This is a genomic window from Chryseobacterium sp. KCF3-3 (genome assembly GCF_045865955.1).
GTDB lineage: Bacteria > Bacteroidota > Bacteroidia > Flavobacteriales > Weeksellaceae > Chryseobacterium.
In genome coordinates, this window is sequence record NZ_AP035792.1 from 4,098,292 (window position 1) to 4,115,802 (window position 17,511).

Sequence of the window (17,511 nt, forward strand, 5' to 3'; positions counted from 1 at the left end):
TGTGATACAAAATTACCTAAAGGAAAATTAACTTTTTGTGAACTTTGGGTGTGATAAGATTAAATATTTCTGAAAAACAGGACTCAAATGTGACGTTAATGTTGAGTAAATGTGAAATAGGGTGAAAATTATTAACAATTTGGTTGTAATGTGAATATAACATTAAGAATGCTCCGGGGAAGTTTTTCATTTTCACTGTCTTATAGATAGAAGTATCTGTGAATAGATGAAAGACCTTATGAAAAAACGTTTACCATATAAAAATATTGAAGCCTTTGTTTTCAGACTTTGGGAAAGGGAAGTTTTGGAAGACTCAATCTCTGAAAAAGAAAATGAACTTTTAAATCAATGGAAGAATCTTACAGAAAAAGATCTGGATATTCTTCATCTTAAAGAATCCAAAGAAAGAGTATTATCCGGACTGGAACATTACTTTCCTCAAACAGATAGTATTTCTATTTCATCTGTAAAAAGCTTTACAATACATCTCTATAAAATAGCTGCAGTTATTATTCTGCTTTTATCATTGGGCGGAATATTTACCTACACCATGTTCATTAAGCCTGATGTATATATTGCAAAATCCGGAAACCGTATTGTTCATCTTGAAGACGGATCTGTAGTTACTCTTTTGCCAGGCGCTGTACTGACTGTAGAAAAATCTTTTCCTGCGTCTACCAGAGTGGTGGATTTAAAAGGAGATGCAATTTTCTCTGTGGCAAAATCTAAAACACATCCTTTTATCGTTCGTGCAGATGGCTTCAGTACCAAAGTATTGGGAACGGTATTTAAAATCTCACAATCAGGGAAGAATAAAGCTGTGGATCTGTATGAAGGCAAGGTAGCGGTATCCTCTCCTGGAGTTGCGGTTTCTTTCCTTACACCGAATCAGAAGTGGACCAATTTCGGAATTGCCCATACTACAGCGGTTATTTCATTGAAGCCTGTAAAAAATTCAGCAAACAAAGCTCCTGCAATATTGTCTTTGAGCTTTAACGATGTTCCTTTAAAAGAAGTGGTAGCAGTTCTGGAAAGTAATTACAGTACAACGGTTCTGTATCCTAAAGAATCTGAAAATAAAAAGATTACTGCCGATTTTACCGGTGGAACTGTTGGCGAAAATATTGAATCCCTTGCCTTTATTCTGGGATTGGAAGTACAGAAAAAAGAAAACACCTATATCCTTAAGAAATAAATCATTATTCAAAAAAAATTAAATAATCATAATCAAGAGAACACTATTAAGTATGAAAAGTTTGAAATGTGGGATTACCATAGCAGCCTTATTTTTTACTGTAGCCGCAGAAGCTCAGGAGCTGGTTCAGAAAGTAACATTTTCTGTACCTGCCAACAGACCGTTGATTGAAGTTTTGGAAGAATTTGCCGGAAAAACGGGAATGAGACTGGCTTATTCCAAGGTTGATATTAAAGAGCTGAAGGTAAAAGGAGTGAAATGTGAAAATACTTCTGTCAACAACTGTCTGAAGGATATTACCAACGGACTTCCTATAGTGTACCGATTGCATGGTGATCTTATTTCGATAAAATATGAAAGCTCTGCTATTTCTGCATTGGGAAACGGACGAATTTCCGGTAAAATAGTGGATGAAGTAGGAAATCCCATTACCGGAGCAGAAGTTACTGTAGCTCAGAAAACAGTGGTGACTGATAATAACGGTGACTTTACCATAGATCTTCCCTCGGGAACTTATAATCTGACGATAAAAGCACCTAAATATAATACGCTGAGAGTTGAAAAATTATCTGTAACGAACAAAGAAACCAATGCTGTTTCATTTGCTTTAAATAAAGCTTCGGATAAAATTACAGACATCAAAGAAGTTGTGATTACTGCTGCCCGCAAAGCAGATACTCAGGCAGGACTTCTTGCCCAGCAGAAGAAGGCAGCGCAGATGAGTGATGGTATTTCTGCGGAACAGATTTCCAAAACACCGGACAGCGATGTAGGAGGAACTTTGAAAAGAGTAACAGGAATTACCACTATTGATAATAAGTATGTTGTAGTACGATCTATGGGAGAACGCTGGAACACTGCTGCCATGGATGGAATCAACCTGCCAAGTACCGAAGCTTATAACCAGAATTTTTCATTTGATATCATTCCTACGGCAATGGTAGAAAGTGTGGTGGTAAGCAAGTCTGCAACTCCGGATATGAACGCCAGTTTTGCAGGAGGCTATGTAGAAGTGAGAACGAAAGATATTCCCAATGAAAATTTTACAACCGTAACGTTGGGAACTTCTTATAATGACCAGTCGGCCTTCAAAGAATTTCTGACCCGTAAGCGTGGAAAGTATGATTATTTCGGATATGATGACGGTACAAGAGATTTTCCAAAAGGACTGGAGCCGATGAACTGGACAGATCCAAGGTTTTTTGAACAGTCCAGGCAGTTTACCAATGACAATTTCAGTACCTATAAAACCAGAGGTGACATGGGATCTAATATACAGCTGGCATTGGGAAGAACCTACGCGCTTAAAAACAATAATAAATGGGGATTTGCCGGAGCATTTGTCATCAGAAATGAGCAAAACAAACTGGATATTGACCATACCGGAAGGGGAAACTGGCTGGATACAACAGGAATGCCTGATGCGAACGGACAGATTCCGTTTTATAACTTCAAAAACAGTGGAGCTTCCTATAATTACAATTCAACGCTTGCAGGGATGTTAAATTTCGGTTTGCAGCTGGGAAAAAGCAGAATTTCATTCCGTAATTCATATACTCATATTTTTGATAATACCCTGACAAGAGTAACAGGTTGGAACGAATACTCAACGGGTAGTGGAATGGCTGCCAACGCTGAATTAGCCTATAATTATTTCTATAACGGAATTATTCCCAATAATGATCCCGTTCAGATCAAAAACTTAGACAGGCCTTATACTGATAATACCAATTACCCGATTTTTCAAACCTTTTTACAAAATAAACTGGAAGGAAACCATAAAATTGGAAATGCTGAGGTAAGTTGGTTTGCAGCCCGCACAGGAGTAGCTTCTGATACCAAAGATTACACTCAGTATATTACCAGATATGACTTTATCGGAAGGGAAATTCTGGCGTTTCATAAGATCTACAATTCCGGCGCAGATTTCTACAGAGGCTATATTGAAAACAGAGAAACAGATTACAACTATGGTGCTTCTGTGAAATGGGATATGGATGCAGGAAGTTTTAAAAATACCATTAAAGCCGGATATGCCGGAGCCATAAAAAACAATACCAACCAACAGCAGAAGTTTTTTCTTCGTGTTGACGAAAACCGGGACGTTCCCAATAGCGAGAAGAACTATTTGACGATGTATGGTTCGCTTGCTGGCTGGTTTGATGGTTCCCATTATGTTCCGGGTGGTATTGGCTGGGAAACCAGAGGACTCTATAAAAACGATAAGTATGAAGGAGAGGTTAATCAACAGGCTGCTTTTTTGATGTTTGATAACCGTTGGAAGAAACTAAGATTAGTATGGGGACTTCGTGCAGAATATTTTAAGTACGATCTGATTTCTCAGCAGCTGGATCCTTCCGATTCCAAATACATCGTGAGAGCAGCAATAGATGATAAACCATGGCAATGGATGCCTTCTGTGAATTTTACCTACAGTCCTACCAATAAAATCAATCTGAGACTTGCTTACAACAGATCTGTTATCCGTCCTCAGTTCAATGAAAGAACAGGACTTCCATATTTCGATCCGATAGCTAATGGTTTAATTTATAATACAGAAATGACATCCTCAGTCATTAATAATTATGATTTCAAATTTGAATGGTTTCCAGGGTTGGGAGAAATATTTTCTGCAGGATTGTATTATAAAAATATAGACCGGCCGATAGAACGTGAGGGACATATTTCCAGTGAAGGAAATCTTTTCCTGTACAATGGAAATTCAAAAAATGCAAAACTGATAGGAGTGGAAGCTGAGGTAAGAAAAAGTTTAGGATTTATCGCCGACGGAACTTTTCTGGAAAAGCTTTTCATAAGTGGAAACTTCACTTATAACCATACAAAAGTAGTGGCTTTTAAAGACCTGTATAAAACGGGCGATAATGATGAAACCTATGAAGTAAAACGACCGCTGTACGGGCAGACTCCTTATGCCTACAATCTTGGACTGGTCTATGATGGAAACCGTTTTGGGATGAGTTTCCTATATAACGCTAAAGGAGACCAGTACATTACAGTAGGATATGCCTATAAAGGAGAGGAAATTCAGCGTCCTTATGCTGTAGCAGATGCTCAGATTTCATATAAATTCCTTCGTAACAAAAATTTTGAAGTGAAATTTAATGTAAGAAATCTTTTCAACAGAGTAAAGGAATATTATAACAACTTCAATTCTTATCTGGCTGCAAAAAACGGTGGCGGAAGTAACGTAGGGACAGAAAGAGAAGGCTGGGAGCTTCTTCCCGGAGCCACAGACAAGTATGATAAAAATATTGATAAGATTATGTTCCGGGCATATAGCGGAAGAATGTTCAGCCTAAGTGTGAATTATACTTTTTAATAATAAATACACCAGATACTACAGTATAGAAAGATATCTTAATTATAGAAGCGTACAGGTTTCGGGAACCTGATCAAAAACTGAAATAATACTGATGATGCGCACAGCAGTACAGTTCTGAAAAAACCTGACGTTAACAGCTTTTCCCAGGCTTTAACGATTCTCATGGGAACGCCCGCAATGCAGTTCCTCCTGCAGCGATGGGATGAACACCAAAAAACAAATCGAAGGAATAGAGAGGAAGATATTCCTGAATATTAAAAAACTGATCTGGTATAAAAATAACACGACCGGATTGTACTAAAAATTATAACAATGAAAAGACTAACTCTAATTGCAGTGGCAGCATTATCTCTTACAGCTTGTCAAAATGATCAACTGGCAGATTCATCTTCTCCATTCGAAATGAAATCTACTTCTGCGGAGTACCTTACAGCTTCTGCGCTTCCGGTAACCAGCGTAAGCGGTGATATTACTTCAAATACTACATGGAGTGGGGTGGTTGAACTTAATGGAGTGGTAACTGTAAAAAATGGTGCTACATTAACAATCCAGCCTGGTACATTCATTAAAGCTAAGCCAAGCACAAACAATACAGCTACAGGAGTTTTGGTAATTTCTAAAACAGGAAAAATCAACGCTACAGGTACAGAAGCGCAACCAATCATTTTCACAAGCTACAAATTGTTAGATGGAAACGAAGATACAACTGCTGCTCCTGGTGACTTCGGTGGAGTTATCATATTAGGAGATGCTCCTACCAACACCCCTTTCACAAAAACAATTGAAGGATTATCTGGTCCTGATTTCTATTACGGAGGTACCAATGCTTCTCATAATGCAGGAACATTGAAGTATGTACGTATTGAATTTGCAGGGTACGACCTTTTAGCTCCAAACTCAGGAAACGAAATCAATGGTCTTACTTTAGGAGGTGTTGGAAACGGAACTACTTTGGATCATATCCAGGTATCTTTCGGGAAAGATGACTCTTTTGAATTCTTTGGAGGTACTGTAAACGCTTCAAACCTTGTTTCTTTTGCTGCAGATGATGATAACTTCGATTTCGATAACGGATATACAGGAACTATTACTTGTGCATTAGCTTTGGCAGATTATAACTCTACACACAGTCTTAGCGGATCAAGCCCTGATTCTAACGGTATCGAGCTTGATAACAACGCAGACGGTTCTTCTACTACATTGTTAACTCACCCCGTAATCAACAACCTTACTATCGTTGGTTCTAAGAACTCTACTAAAGGTGCTTTGTATGAAAACGGTATCCACATCAGAAGACACGGAAGATTAACATTAAATAACGCTGTTGTTACAGGTTACCCTGTAGGAATCAAAGTGGAAGGTACAGGTTCTGAACTTTCTTCAGCTTCAGCTTACAGCACAATCCAGGTTCACGGATTTACTACTTCTGTTACTGGTACAGGTACAGCAGGAATCCCTGCAGCTAACTTAGCGACTGGTACTCCTGCATCTCTATGGGGTATGAGCCAGCCTTTCTTCAACGAAGGTGGTTGGAATGTATCTCCAAGAAACTGTGGAAACTTCCAGGGGCTTTGGACAAAATACAATTTCTCTATTGTAGAATAATAAAAACTTTTAAAAAGCAGGGAACAGCACATGCTGATTCCTTGCTTTTACTTCAAAAACATTAATAATAAGTATTATGAAAAAAATAATTTTATCATCTGTTCTGTTTTTATCTCACCTGGCTGCAGCGCAGTCTCTGGTATGGGGGAATTCTTTTGATACACCTGCAGATCTTCAGGGATGGACCTTTCATGACCTGAACAACAATGGCAACGGATGGGTACAGGGGGAGAACATTTATCACAACGGAACTACCTTAACCTATGGAACCACAGGCGTTCTTCGCCATTCCATCAGTTTAGTACCAAGCGGAAGCGCCACTGGTTTTGCAACAGAAAATGACTGGGTCATTTCTCCTCAGATTGACCTTACGAACACTGTAGGTACTGTTACTTTGGCTGCAAATATCGGAAGACAGAGATCTACCCATACGATTGTTGCCAGAGAACTTTTTATCTATGTAAGTACACCGCAAAAAGAAGTTCCCACATTGGCGGATTTTCAGGCCATGACAGTAGATGCAGATGGTAATGATGTTCAAAGCCTTTATAAAATACAGGTAGGAGACTCAGCCAATCCATTTCCTGCTGATCTTACCCAGTTTGTACAATCCCTTGTAGATCTTTCTGCTTTTGCCGGGAAGAAAATCTATATCGGAATGTGGTCGAACAGAAAAGCAAGCGGAAATAATATCCAGAATATCAATATTGATGAAATAGGAATTTATGCTACGGAATTTTTAGGAACTAAAGATGTAAAAGGAAACAAAACACTCACACAAATAGCAGAAAACCCGGTAAGAGAATCTTTACAACTGCAGCTTAACCCGGCATTGAAAGAAAATACAACTGTAGTCAATATTTACAATGCAGCAGGACAAAAAGTATTGACAACTCCATATGCTAAAGCGATTAATATGACTGGTATGATATCAGGAGCGTATATCGCTGAAATTACGGATGGAAAAACTACGGAAAGACTGAAATTTATTAAAAAATAATCATTCTGTCCCCTTAGAATCTGATTTTTAGAAACACCATGAAATTTTATATAAAATAATGGATAGTCTTTGAAAGAAGAGTATCCAGAATATATCCAACTAGTTTTTTTATAATTATATATTGCCCGGCTCATGGGCTGGGCAATATTTTTTAAGTTTTACAAGAAATAATTGAAAAAGATGAATAAAATCTTTGCATTACTACTGTTTTTTACTGCACTTTTTTCATGTACAGACAGCAATACAATGGAGTTGTTTGATAAAGTACAGAGACCCGGAGAGGTTAATATTAAAGGATTTTCAAAACCTGATGTCCTTCAGTTGAGGTTGAACGGACAGCCTGTATCTATAGCCGGAAAAACGTCCTATACCAATAAAATTGAAACCCAGCTTCAGTTTGTTCTGGATCAGGGAGAAACCAATAAACTGTCTGTTTATAACAATGAAACAGGCGCTGAAATTGCAAAATACAATATTACATATGACAATATAAATGATTATAAAGACCTCTATTTCTTTAATCTTCCGGGAATTTACCTGCAGACCTATGCGGTAAAACCTCAGGTTAATCTCGGGAAAGTAGGTTTTGAATTTATTTTTCCCAACCTGGGAGAATTTTCCGGAACTTCTCTGAAAGATGTAAAGGGAATTTTGAAAAGAGAAAACGGAGTAGTGCTTGCCGAGTTTGATAATATAGGAAAGGACAACTTTACTGCAGTGAAAATCTATAGTTTCTTCAGCTCGACAGCTCCCATATATCTTGAATTATACAAACCGGGAACTACAGAGCCTTACTCTGGATCTAAAATGATTCAGGTGAAATTAAAACAACACACGGGCGCCAATATGATTGTCCTTCAGGAAAAAATGGAAAATGGAGAATGGGTAGTGAAAGGAGATATTGACGTAGCAGAATATCTGTAATTGTATATGAATAGCTTTTTAAAACTTCAATGCATTGCCATCGCAGTCTTTCTCATTTCGTGTACCAATAATAATGACGAAAGCACACCTGTTTTTCCGGAAGGAAGTACAGCATCTGTGAATCTATGGGTTCAGGACAGTATGAAACGGTATTATTATTGGGCAGATGAGATGCCCGTAAAACCGGATTATCAGCTTCCTGTAAAAGATTTTTTCAAAAGTCTGTTGTCTTCCAAGGATCGGTTTTCTTTCATGGTGAATACGGAAGATTCCTCTTCGTATCCGCGTTCAATAAGGAATATGTACGGTTTTGATTATACGGTTGTTCAACTTGGCAATAATGAGGTTGTTACGGTGGTAAAGCTGGTGCTTCAAAATTCTCCTGCTTTTAATTCGGGACTGGAAAGAGGAATGATCATTACCAAAGTGAATGGAAAAATAATGACAGCTGCAAATGCCGAAGCAATGGCTTCATCCATTAAAGACCAGACAGTTGTAGAACTTACCGTTGGAAAGTGGCAAAACGGAGGTGTTACGGATGAAAAAAATATCACCGTGTACTATGGTTTCTCTTTTGAACAGCCTGTTTTATCCAAAGTTTTTGAAAAAAATGGTAAAAAAGTAGGTTATCTGTACATCTATGATTTCCCTGATGGAATGACTCAAACGCTATATCAAAAGTTTGGGGAATTGAAAGCCGCCGGAGTGAAGGAATTAATTCTGGATCTTCGATACAATTATGGAGGTTCGGTATCATCTGCCGCAGCACTTTGTTCCCTGATTCCTTCAGGATTATCATCCGGTTCACCCTTCATCATTTTTAAAGGAAATAAAAACGGAGGTGAAGTAAAAAGAACATTTGCCCAACAGATTGCTTACGATCCCAAAGCTTTGGATTTTACAATTTTGCGAGCCAATGCATTGGGATTGCAGAAAGTTTTTATCCTCACATCAAACAGTACAGCATCTGCGGCCGAAATTGTAGTGAATAACCTGAAACCTTATATGCAGGTCATTCAGCTGGGAGATACTACGCTGGGGAAAGATATGGCAGGATTTGTGGTGGAAGACAAGCGTAAACCGAGAAAAATTTCCTGGCAGATTCATCCAGTGATCTATAAAGTCTTTAATGCCAACGGAGCCGGGGAATACAGCAATGGAATTTCACCACAGGTGCTCGTCAATGAATTCGCAGGACTTCCATTATTACCTTTGGGTGATCCTAATGAAACGCTTATTTCTTCTGCTCTTAACGGAGGATATTTCAAATCAGCAGCTCACGAAAAGAATGGAAATATCAAAATTTTATTTCAGAGTGACGTACCTCCGGTTATGATGGAGAAATAAGCTGGATCCAAAAACAAAAAATAATATAAAAAATATCTTTATCCTTTACCAATTCACAAAATAATAAAATCATGCAGGGAATAGAACCAAAACTTCACATGAACCTGACCAGCCGTATTGAATATTACCGTCTGCTGATAGAAGCTGCGGAAGATCCCGAAAGCCAGCCTTCAGAAGTCATTACTCAGATTTCAGAACTGGGGCATCTGTATGAGGAATATCTTCTGAACAAGAAAAATCTGGAGAACAGCATTAAAAACTATCGGGAATATCATAACAGTTTAAGAAAGAAACTGACGTCAAGACTGCGGGAGTTGAGAAGAAAAGCAAGACAGAAATAAGGTATGGAATATACTTTATCGATTAATTTTACTTTGAAATTCATACCTTTATGACATCAAGCTGAAGGATGAAGGGCTTATGAATTTTAATCAAACAGAACTTTCCGGTTATTTACAGATATTTTGGCAGTTTTCCTGGCCACAATGGATTATATTCAGTCTGATCGCTAATATTTTTCTATATCTGTTTTCTATAGGGTTGTATATTTTTATCGAAAAAACTTGCCGTAAAAGTCAGTTGCAGGAAAAAAATCATCCTGTTACCCAATCTGACTTTTATCTTAGTCTGCTTACTATAGCATGTAACAGCTTTGTAATGCTTCTGGGAGCTTTCTTATGGAAAAACGGATGGATAGTGCTGGGACAAACAGAATCTGTAATTGGGATAATAGCGGAAGTGGCTGTTTTACTTCTCTTAATGGATTTTCTGATGTATTTGTTTCATTATGCAGCACACTTACCTTTTATCTACAAAGTTTTGCATGGAAAACATCATGAACATATCAGTACCAATTTTTTGAGCCTTTTTGTTCTGCATCCTTTTGAAACCATAGGATTTGGACTGATGATGCTGGTTTTACTTATAGGTTATGATTTTTCTGTGATTTCCATTTCAGTTTATCTTTTGCTTAATCTCATCTGGGGAACGATAGGGCATCTGAACAGAGAGTTTTTTCCGGCTTCTTTTGACCGTTTCTTTGTAGGAACAACCAGGTTTCACAATCAGCATCATTTGGATGAAAGTAAAAACTTTGGGTTTTATACTTCTATCTGGGATAGACTGTTCGGGACGTATAAGTAACCAGGGATATTAAAGTTTTAGATGATTCAGTACTTTGTTCAGCAGATAATTAAATTTTTTTAACTCTTCAGAGGTAAGTATAGAAGCCGTCTGTTGCGTGATAGCTTTACGGAAAGTTTCAGAATTATCTACAATAAATCTTCCTTTATCTGTTACTGAAAGGTTGAATTTCCTGTGATCTGTTTTCTCCTGTTCCCGGACAATGAAATTTTGGTCGATCAGAAATTTTAGTTGTTTTGAAATGGCTGCCTGGCTAATGTTGAAAGCTATTGATATTTCTCTTCCAGTAGCTGTCCCTTTCCTCATAATAAATTCAATAATATTATAATGAGCAGCAGTTACTCCGTTAATATCACCCCGGTTCATATGAGCCAGAATAAGGCACTGGAAATCAGTAAATGTGTTAAAGAATTCTTTTTCAATGGGTTTCATGAGAATTATACTTAACTTAGTTAATTATTAACAAAGTTAAATATTTTTATCATGGAAAATATAGAAATTACCAATGCAAGGCAAAATAATCTCAAAAATATTTCCATAAAAATTCCAAAGTATAGGATCGTAGTTTTTACGGGTGTATCAGGATCCGGAAAATCATCTTTAGTTTTTGAAACCATTGGAGCTGAAGCACAAAGACAGATCAATGAAACCCAGAACAGTTTTATCAGAAACCGCTTACAGCATTATGGTGTGCCGGATGTAGATAAAATTGAAAATCTTAATGTTCCTATCATTATCAATCAAAAGCGGTTGGGTGGAAATGCCAGATCTACTGTGGGAACAGCAGCAGACGTGTCTGCATCTCTGAGGTTGCTGTTTTCGAGAATGGGAGAGCCGTTTGTAGGATATTCCAATGTATTTTCATTCAATCATCCACAGGGAATGTGTCCGGAGTGTGAAGGATTAGGTTTTGTTCAGACATTGAATGTGAATGTTTTAATTGATCGTGAAAAATCTTTACACGAAGGTGCAGTCCGTTTCCCAACTTTTCAACCCGGAGGATGGCGCTTAACAAGATATACTTTGTCAGGTTATTTCGATAATGATAAAAAACTAAAGGATTTCACCGATAAAGAATGGGAAATCCTGCTGTATGCACCGGAACACAAACCTAAACATCCACATAAAGAATGGGGAAAAACGGTAAAATATGAAGGAATCGTTCCAAGGATTGAAAAAGCGTTTCTTAAAAAAGATTCAAAAGAAAATATAACAAGAAAAGATGCCCTGAAACATGTCGTTATCACCAAAACATGTCCTTCATGCAGTGGAAAACGTCTGAATGAAAAAATCTTATCCTGTAAAATTCAGGGAATGAATATAGCAGAGTGTATGGCGCTCTCTGTAGATGAATTGTTGGAATTTATTAACTCTCTGGATTCCGATAGGTATGAAGTTGTCATCAAAGAACTTTCCGCAAAGCTACAGAATATCATTACGATAGGATTGCAGTATCTGACTCTGGACAGAAGTACGAATACGCTTTCCGGAGGAGAATCTCAGCGTATAAAAATGGTTCGTAGTCTGGGAAACAGCCTGATAGACCTTTTATATATATTTGATGAGCCAAGTATCGGCCTTCATCCAAAAGATCTGCAAAATATTATCACCATTATACAGCAGATCAGAGATAAAGGAAATTCGGTTTTAATCGTGGAGCATGATCCGGATCTGATTAAAATGGCAGATCGGGTGATTGATATAGGCCCTGGTTCAGGAAGAAATGGAGGAGAGGTAGTGTATAACGGGACATTTAAAAATTTAAAAAAATCGGCAGGTAAAACAGGCTCTTATTTTGCTGAAAAGCCAAGTGTAAAGCAAACATTCAGAAAGCCTGACGATTATCTGGAAATTAAAAATGCCAACAGGTATAATCTTAAAAATGTGAATGTAAATATTCCGACTGGAATAATGACGGTAGTAACAGGTGTGGCAGGATCTGGCAAAAGTACCCTGATTAATCGTATTCTGCCAGAACTTTATCCTGATGTGACCATTATTGATCAATCCCTATTTGCAGCAAGTGCCCGTTCCAATTTACTTACTTATCTGGGAATATCAGATATTGTGCGTAAGCTTTTTGCACAATCTAATCATGTTTCAGACAAACTGTTCAGTAGAAATAGTGAAGGAGCCTGTAAAAACTGTAATGGATTGGGAATAGAAAAAATTGACCTTGCTTTTTTGGATGATATTGAGCAACCATGTGAGGTTTGCGGCGGATCGGGATTTGAGCCAAATGTATTGAAATATACATATAACGGAAAAACAATTGTAGAAGTTATGAATATGACGGTTTCTGAGGCAGTTGTTTTTTTTAAGGAAGAATTTGTTCTCAAAAATTTTGATCTGCTGATACAATTAGGTCTTGATTATCTGACATTAGGACAAAGACTGGATAGCTTTTCCGGAGGTGAAAGGCAACGTCTGAAACTAACAAGAGAATTGAAAAACACTAATCAGATTATTATTCTTGATGAACCGAGTACCGGGCTGCATCCAAGTGATACCCAGAAGTTGTTGACATTTTTTAACGGTCTTGTAGATCAGAAGAATACATTGATTGTTATAGAACACAATCTTGATATTATTTCGCAGGCAGACTGGATTATTGATATGGGCCCCGGTGCGGGGAAATTTGGCGGTGAAGTATTGTTTGAAGGAACTCCGCCGGAGCTATTGAAAAACAAAATATCATATACTGCGGAGTTTCTGAGGAAACATGTGGAATAGAAAAGTAGTGTTAAAAACTCAAAATAAAGCTGCAGAGCTGCTTACGACGCTTAAGAATAAAACTTTTGCTTCATCAGTTGATTGAAAATCAACTCTTTCTTTGCACCCTTAAAATATTAGATCATTTAAAATAACCTTTGCGTAAAAAACTTTAAGATCATAAACCATTAAGAAGAATGAAAAAATGAAGAGTATTAAGATGAGCAGCCTGTCATTGCGAACCAAAGGTGAAGCAATCTCATCAATGACAGATCAACTTAATACTCTTAAAACTTTAGCAACCTTTATGGTTAAAAGATTATTTTTTATTACCCGCTTTCATCGCAGATTGTATAGCTTTTTCAACCATTCTCCAGTCGTAAAAGTGGAATATCCTACCATTACTCATGGCAACAAAAACACCTTTAGGAAATTTCGGTCCTAAGTTAACATTGGTCACTTCAGATCCATCACTTTCCAGTGTAGAAACCGGAATTTCTGCTATTCTTCCTTTTGATTGGTCTTCTCTTAAATAGACATTGAAGGTATCATTCTGCTGATTTGAAACCAGAATATATCCTTTCCCTTTAGCAGTAGGATAGATCGAAATTCCTTCCACGTCAGATTTAAAATCTCCTTTCCCGAAAACGGATAACTCTTCATTGCCTTTCTCTGGATCAGCATAATATTTATGAACTCCAAACTGCTCATCCGAATAATAGATGTAGCCCATTTCGTCATCTACAGCAATGCTTTCAATCTCTTTTAATCCGCTGTATTTTCCGAATTTGCGGACAACTTCTCCTGTGACAGATCCATTTTTTTCAACAAGCCTGTACTGCCAGAGGTAGCCGTCAGCCGGACCTGATTTTCTTCCGGCAATCACAAATATATCTCCGGTTTCCGGATTTTTATACATTGAAACTCCCATCGGACCACGTTCTGTTTCTCCTTCAAATACTGAGATTTCTCCCACTTCTTTTAGTTCAGGAAGCGAGTATAATTTTACTTTGTTGGTTTCTCTTTCAGTTACAGCTGCGATATCTGTTCTTTCCCCATTTAAAATAAAACCATATTCAAGATCAACATTGTTGGGACGTTTCAATCCTAACACTTTATTGATAATTTTCCCGTTAAGATCAAAAGCATATAATCCGCCATCAGTATCTTTATCTGTTCCGATGATAATACTTTTGGAAGCATCCTGAGGATTGATCCATATGGCAGGATCGTCCGTATCATGAACCACCGTTTCTGTAATAACGGCAGGTTTTAATTTTTCTATAATTTCTTTCTGCCCTGTACAGTTGATCACAAAAGGAAGAACTGAAAGAGCCAATATATAATGTATGTTTTTCATGTGTATTTTAAAAATCAAATTTCACTCCCATGGTAAACCTTGGCCTGTAATATTCAGCCTGAGCGGTTCTGCTCTGGATTCCCTGGTAGTATCTTAACGGTTGATTGGTCAGATTATTGGCTTCCGCAAAAATTCTCAGCTGGCTTGTAATCTTGTAAGAAGCATTGGCATCAAGGAAAAACTGTTTGTCGTAATAACGGTCATCAAATGCCTTGCCACCAAGTTCATCAATATAATGAGAGGCATAGTTCATGGAAATTCTGGCTGAGAAACGTTTGTTTTCCCATGAAAGCGATCCGTTGAACATGTGAGGAGCAGCTCCCGGAAGCCCTACATCTGTTCTTTCCACTCCATCTTCATTGGTAATTCCTTTTGCTTTGGATTTAGTGTACGTATAGTTCACATAAACCCCAAGTCCTTTCCAGAAAGCTCCGGGAATGAAATCAAGCTGTCTTTGTAAAGCGACTTCAAATCCATAAATATCTACATTGTCACCATTACGTTGCTGGGTAAATTTCCAGTTGCTTTCTCCGGCAGGAATAGGGTTGGTTTGCCCTGCAAAATCATTGGCAAAGTCATTCGCAGTATAATTTCTTTTCGAATAGGTATAAATGAAATCGTTCAGGTTTTTATAGAAAATACCTCCGGAAAGAATCCCTACAGACTTGAAATATTTCTCAGCCATGAAATCAAAATTGTAGGCATAGGTTGCTTTCAGATTCGGATTTCCGGCTGCAACAATTTCATCTTCTGAAATAACATTCAAATAAGGAACCAATGAGTAATAATTCGGACGGGCTAGAGCCGTAGTAAATGCTGCACGAAGTACAAGATCCTGCATCGGAACGTATTTAAAGGAGATATTCGGAAGTACGTTTGTATACGTATTGGTATTATTGATTTGTCCTACCAGATCCTTCTCATTCATCACATAGTTTCCGGTATAATCAATTTGAGTGGTTTCAATACGTGCCCCAACGATCATCGATAGTTTATCATTGAAGTCCTGATCCCAACGGATGTAACCTGCATAGATCTGCTCCTTTGCATTGTAGTTACTGGAAAGATATTTTTCAGGTTTCAGCTTACCATTAAACAGACTTGGATTGAATAAATCTAATCCTCCGAGAAAAGAAGGATCAACAAAAGTTCCCGGAACATAATTTCCCGGCTGGAAGTTTTCCCCATTAAGATGTAGGGTAGGTACTGATAAAAGACTTCCCATACTGTTGACCGGAGTAAAAGCATAGAAATCATTCTCTCTTTCCTTTTTCTTCAAACGCATGCGGAAACCGGTACGAAGACGTCCTTTTTGCCCATCAATCACGGAAAATGGAAAACGTACATTCACTTTGGCACCAAGCTCTTTCTCTTGTGTAAAGTTATTGGCATCAGAAAGATCACTCAGTTTATAGCTCCCTAAATTATCTGCTGCCAGCAAATTGAACATTGGTTTTTCAGGATTGCTAAGGTCTGGAGCAAAATTTATCTTGCTGTTTTCAAATTCTATATAACGCTGATGAGGCTTATCCTCACTTGCGATAGCATAGTTTACGGACCAGTCCAAATCTACTTTGGAACCCAATAAATGTTCTCCTCTCAAAGCATAGTTCTGAACTTTCTGCTTTTCCAGGCGGGTGTTATCGTTATCGGCATCACCTCCTTTATTCTGTCTTGTGATGCTGCCTTTCCAGTCTGTAATCTCAGTTTCATCAGCATTATAGACAGGTTTTATTTTATATCCTAAAGCAAATCTGGTTTCCTTATCATTCCTGAAGTTGTACATCGCAGAAGCGTAGATCTTGTTTTTAGAATTGAATTCATAATCCATATTAAGATCAAAACTATGTCTGATACGGTGTTCATTATAATAGCGTACTCCCATTTTGCTTACATAAACCGTTTGGGCAAGATCATTGGCCTGGCTCCATACAGGTTCTATATTGTCTGAACCAAAATTGTTGTTATTATAGGAAAAGCTGAATACAGCGCCTAGTTTTTTATCCAAAAACCTGTTTCCATAGACAAATCCGGCGGTATAATTTCCTTTTTCACGGATGGGGTTATACCCTCCGGCAACGGTGGCAGAAATCCTTTGTCCGTTCGGGGAAGCTCTGGTAATAAGGTTCACAGAACCTCCGATGGCATCGGCATCCATATCCGGAGTTAAAGTCTTATTAACTTCAATGGTAGAAATCATATCGGACGGAATCAGGTCCATCTGAACATTACGGTTATCTCCTTCAGCAGACGGAATTCTGTCACCATTCAAAGTAACCGAATTAAGATTAGGAGCAAGACCTCTGATGATAAGGTTTCTGGCTTCACCCTGATCATTCTGTATGGTAATTCCCGGAACACGCTTCAGTGCATCTCCAATATTGGCATCAGGAAAACGTCCGATCTGATCAGAAGAAATCACATTGGTAATATTGGCGTTGTTTTTTTGCTTGTTTAAAGCTCTCGCCTGATTTTTTAAAGTAGCACCCGATACCACAATGGCAGCAATTGACGTTTCTTTCCTGTCGAAAATAATATTCTGACGGGTATTTTTTTCTGGCTCTACTGTTACATTATATTCATGTACTCCATAACCCAGATAATCAATCTTCATGGTATAACTTCCCGGAGGAACATTGAGAAATACAAAGTTTCCATGTTCATCCGAGGTAGTATAGATATTTCCCGGGCTTAGAGATATTTTGGCTCCAGGCAGGGCAATTTTAGAATCGTCATTGAGGTTTCCGGAAAGAGATCCGGTTTGTGCATAGAAAAAAATAGAGGCACAAAATAAAACGGATGTAAAAATTTTTTTCACTTTTCTTAGTTTTAGATAAAAATCAGAGCAAAATTAAACGTCCGTTTGGAAAAAGAGTTGAAGA

General features: G+C 37.9%; 12 protein-coding genes. 9 read left to right on the forward strand and 3 right to left on the reverse strand.

From position 1 onward, the window contains the following. The first annotated feature begins 238 nt into the window (after nucleotides 1-238). The 8 genes from ACKTTZ_RS18260 to ACKTTZ_RS18295 all read left to right on the forward strand — a co-directional run bounded on the left by ACKTTZ_RS18260 (nucleotide 239) and on the right by ACKTTZ_RS18295 (nucleotide 10,557). Nucleotides 239-1,195: a FecR family protein gene (locus ACKTTZ_RS18260; RefSeq protein ID WP_407846281.1), complete on the forward strand. Its 957-nt coding sequence runs from the start codon at nucleotides 239-241 to the stop codon at nucleotides 1,193-1,195. 52 nt (nucleotides 1,196-1,247) lie between these two features. Further along, nucleotides 1,248-4,535, forward strand: coding sequence for a TonB-dependent receptor (locus ACKTTZ_RS18265; RefSeq protein WP_051934564.1), 3,288 nt, complete (start codon nucleotides 1,248-1,250; stop codon nucleotides 4,533-4,535). Between the two features lie 315 nt (nucleotides 4,536-4,850). Further along, nucleotides 4,851-6,143, forward strand: coding sequence for a hypothetical protein (locus ACKTTZ_RS18270; protein ID WP_034698675.1), 1,293 nt, complete (start codon nucleotides 4,851-4,853; stop codon nucleotides 6,141-6,143). Nucleotides 6,144-6,219: 76 nt separating this feature from the next. Continuing rightward, nucleotides 6,220-7,143: a T9SS type A sorting domain-containing protein gene (locus ACKTTZ_RS18275; RefSeq protein WP_253316509.1), complete on the forward strand. Its 924-nt coding sequence runs from the start codon at nucleotides 6,220-6,222 to the stop codon at nucleotides 7,141-7,143. 180 nt (nucleotides 7,144-7,323) lie between these two features. Then, nucleotides 7,324-8,067: a hypothetical protein gene (locus tag ACKTTZ_RS18280; protein ID WP_407846282.1), complete on the forward strand. Its 744-nt coding sequence runs from the start codon at nucleotides 7,324-7,326 to the stop codon at nucleotides 8,065-8,067. A gap of 6 nt (nucleotides 8,068-8,073) precedes the next feature. Then, complete coding sequence (locus tag ACKTTZ_RS18285; protein ID WP_407846283.1) at nucleotides 8,074-9,414, forward strand: S41 family peptidase; 1,341 nt, start codon at nucleotides 8,074-8,076, stop codon at nucleotides 9,412-9,414. Between the two features lie 71 nt (nucleotides 9,415-9,485). Then, on the forward strand, nucleotides 9,486-9,755 hold the full coding sequence (locus ACKTTZ_RS18290) for a hypothetical protein (protein WP_034698669.1): 270 nt from the start codon (nucleotides 9,486-9,488) through the stop codon (nucleotides 9,753-9,755). Nucleotides 9,756-9,834: 79 nt separating this feature from the next. Continuing rightward, nucleotides 9,835-10,557: a sterol desaturase family protein gene (locus ACKTTZ_RS18295; RefSeq protein ID WP_407846284.1), complete on the forward strand. Its 723-nt coding sequence runs from the start codon at nucleotides 9,835-9,837 to the stop codon at nucleotides 10,555-10,557. A gap of 9 nt (nucleotides 10,558-10,566) precedes the next feature. On the opposite strand, the gene ACKTTZ_RS18300 is transcribed toward ACKTTZ_RS18295, so the two are convergent. Beyond that, nucleotides 10,567-10,989, reverse strand: a complete 423-nt coding sequence (locus ACKTTZ_RS18300; RefSeq protein ID WP_407846285.1) for a MarR family winged helix-turn-helix transcriptional regulator — start codon at nucleotides 10,987-10,989, stop codon at nucleotides 10,567-10,569. Nucleotides 10,990-11,040: 51 nt separating this feature from the next. Between ACKTTZ_RS18300 and ACKTTZ_RS18305 the strand changes: the two genes are divergently transcribed. After that, entirely contained in the window at nucleotides 11,041-13,290 is a 2,250-nt protein-coding gene (locus ACKTTZ_RS18305; RefSeq protein ID WP_407846286.1) for an ATP-binding cassette domain-containing protein, read from the forward strand. Nucleotides 13,291-13,588: 298 nt separating this feature from the next. On the opposite strand, the gene ACKTTZ_RS18310 is transcribed toward ACKTTZ_RS18305, so the two are convergent. After that, nucleotides 13,589-14,629 (reverse strand): phytase, encoded by a 1,041-nt coding sequence (locus ACKTTZ_RS18310; RefSeq protein ID WP_407846287.1) that lies wholly within the window; start codon nucleotides 14,627-14,629, stop codon nucleotides 13,589-13,591. A 7-nt stretch (nucleotides 14,630-14,636) separates the two neighbouring features. Continuing rightward, a complete protein-coding gene (locus ACKTTZ_RS18315) occupies nucleotides 14,637-17,447 on the reverse strand; it encodes a TonB-dependent receptor (RefSeq protein WP_407846288.1) in 2,811 nt (936 codons plus the stop codon). Nucleotides 17,448-17,511: the final 64 nt, after the last annotated feature.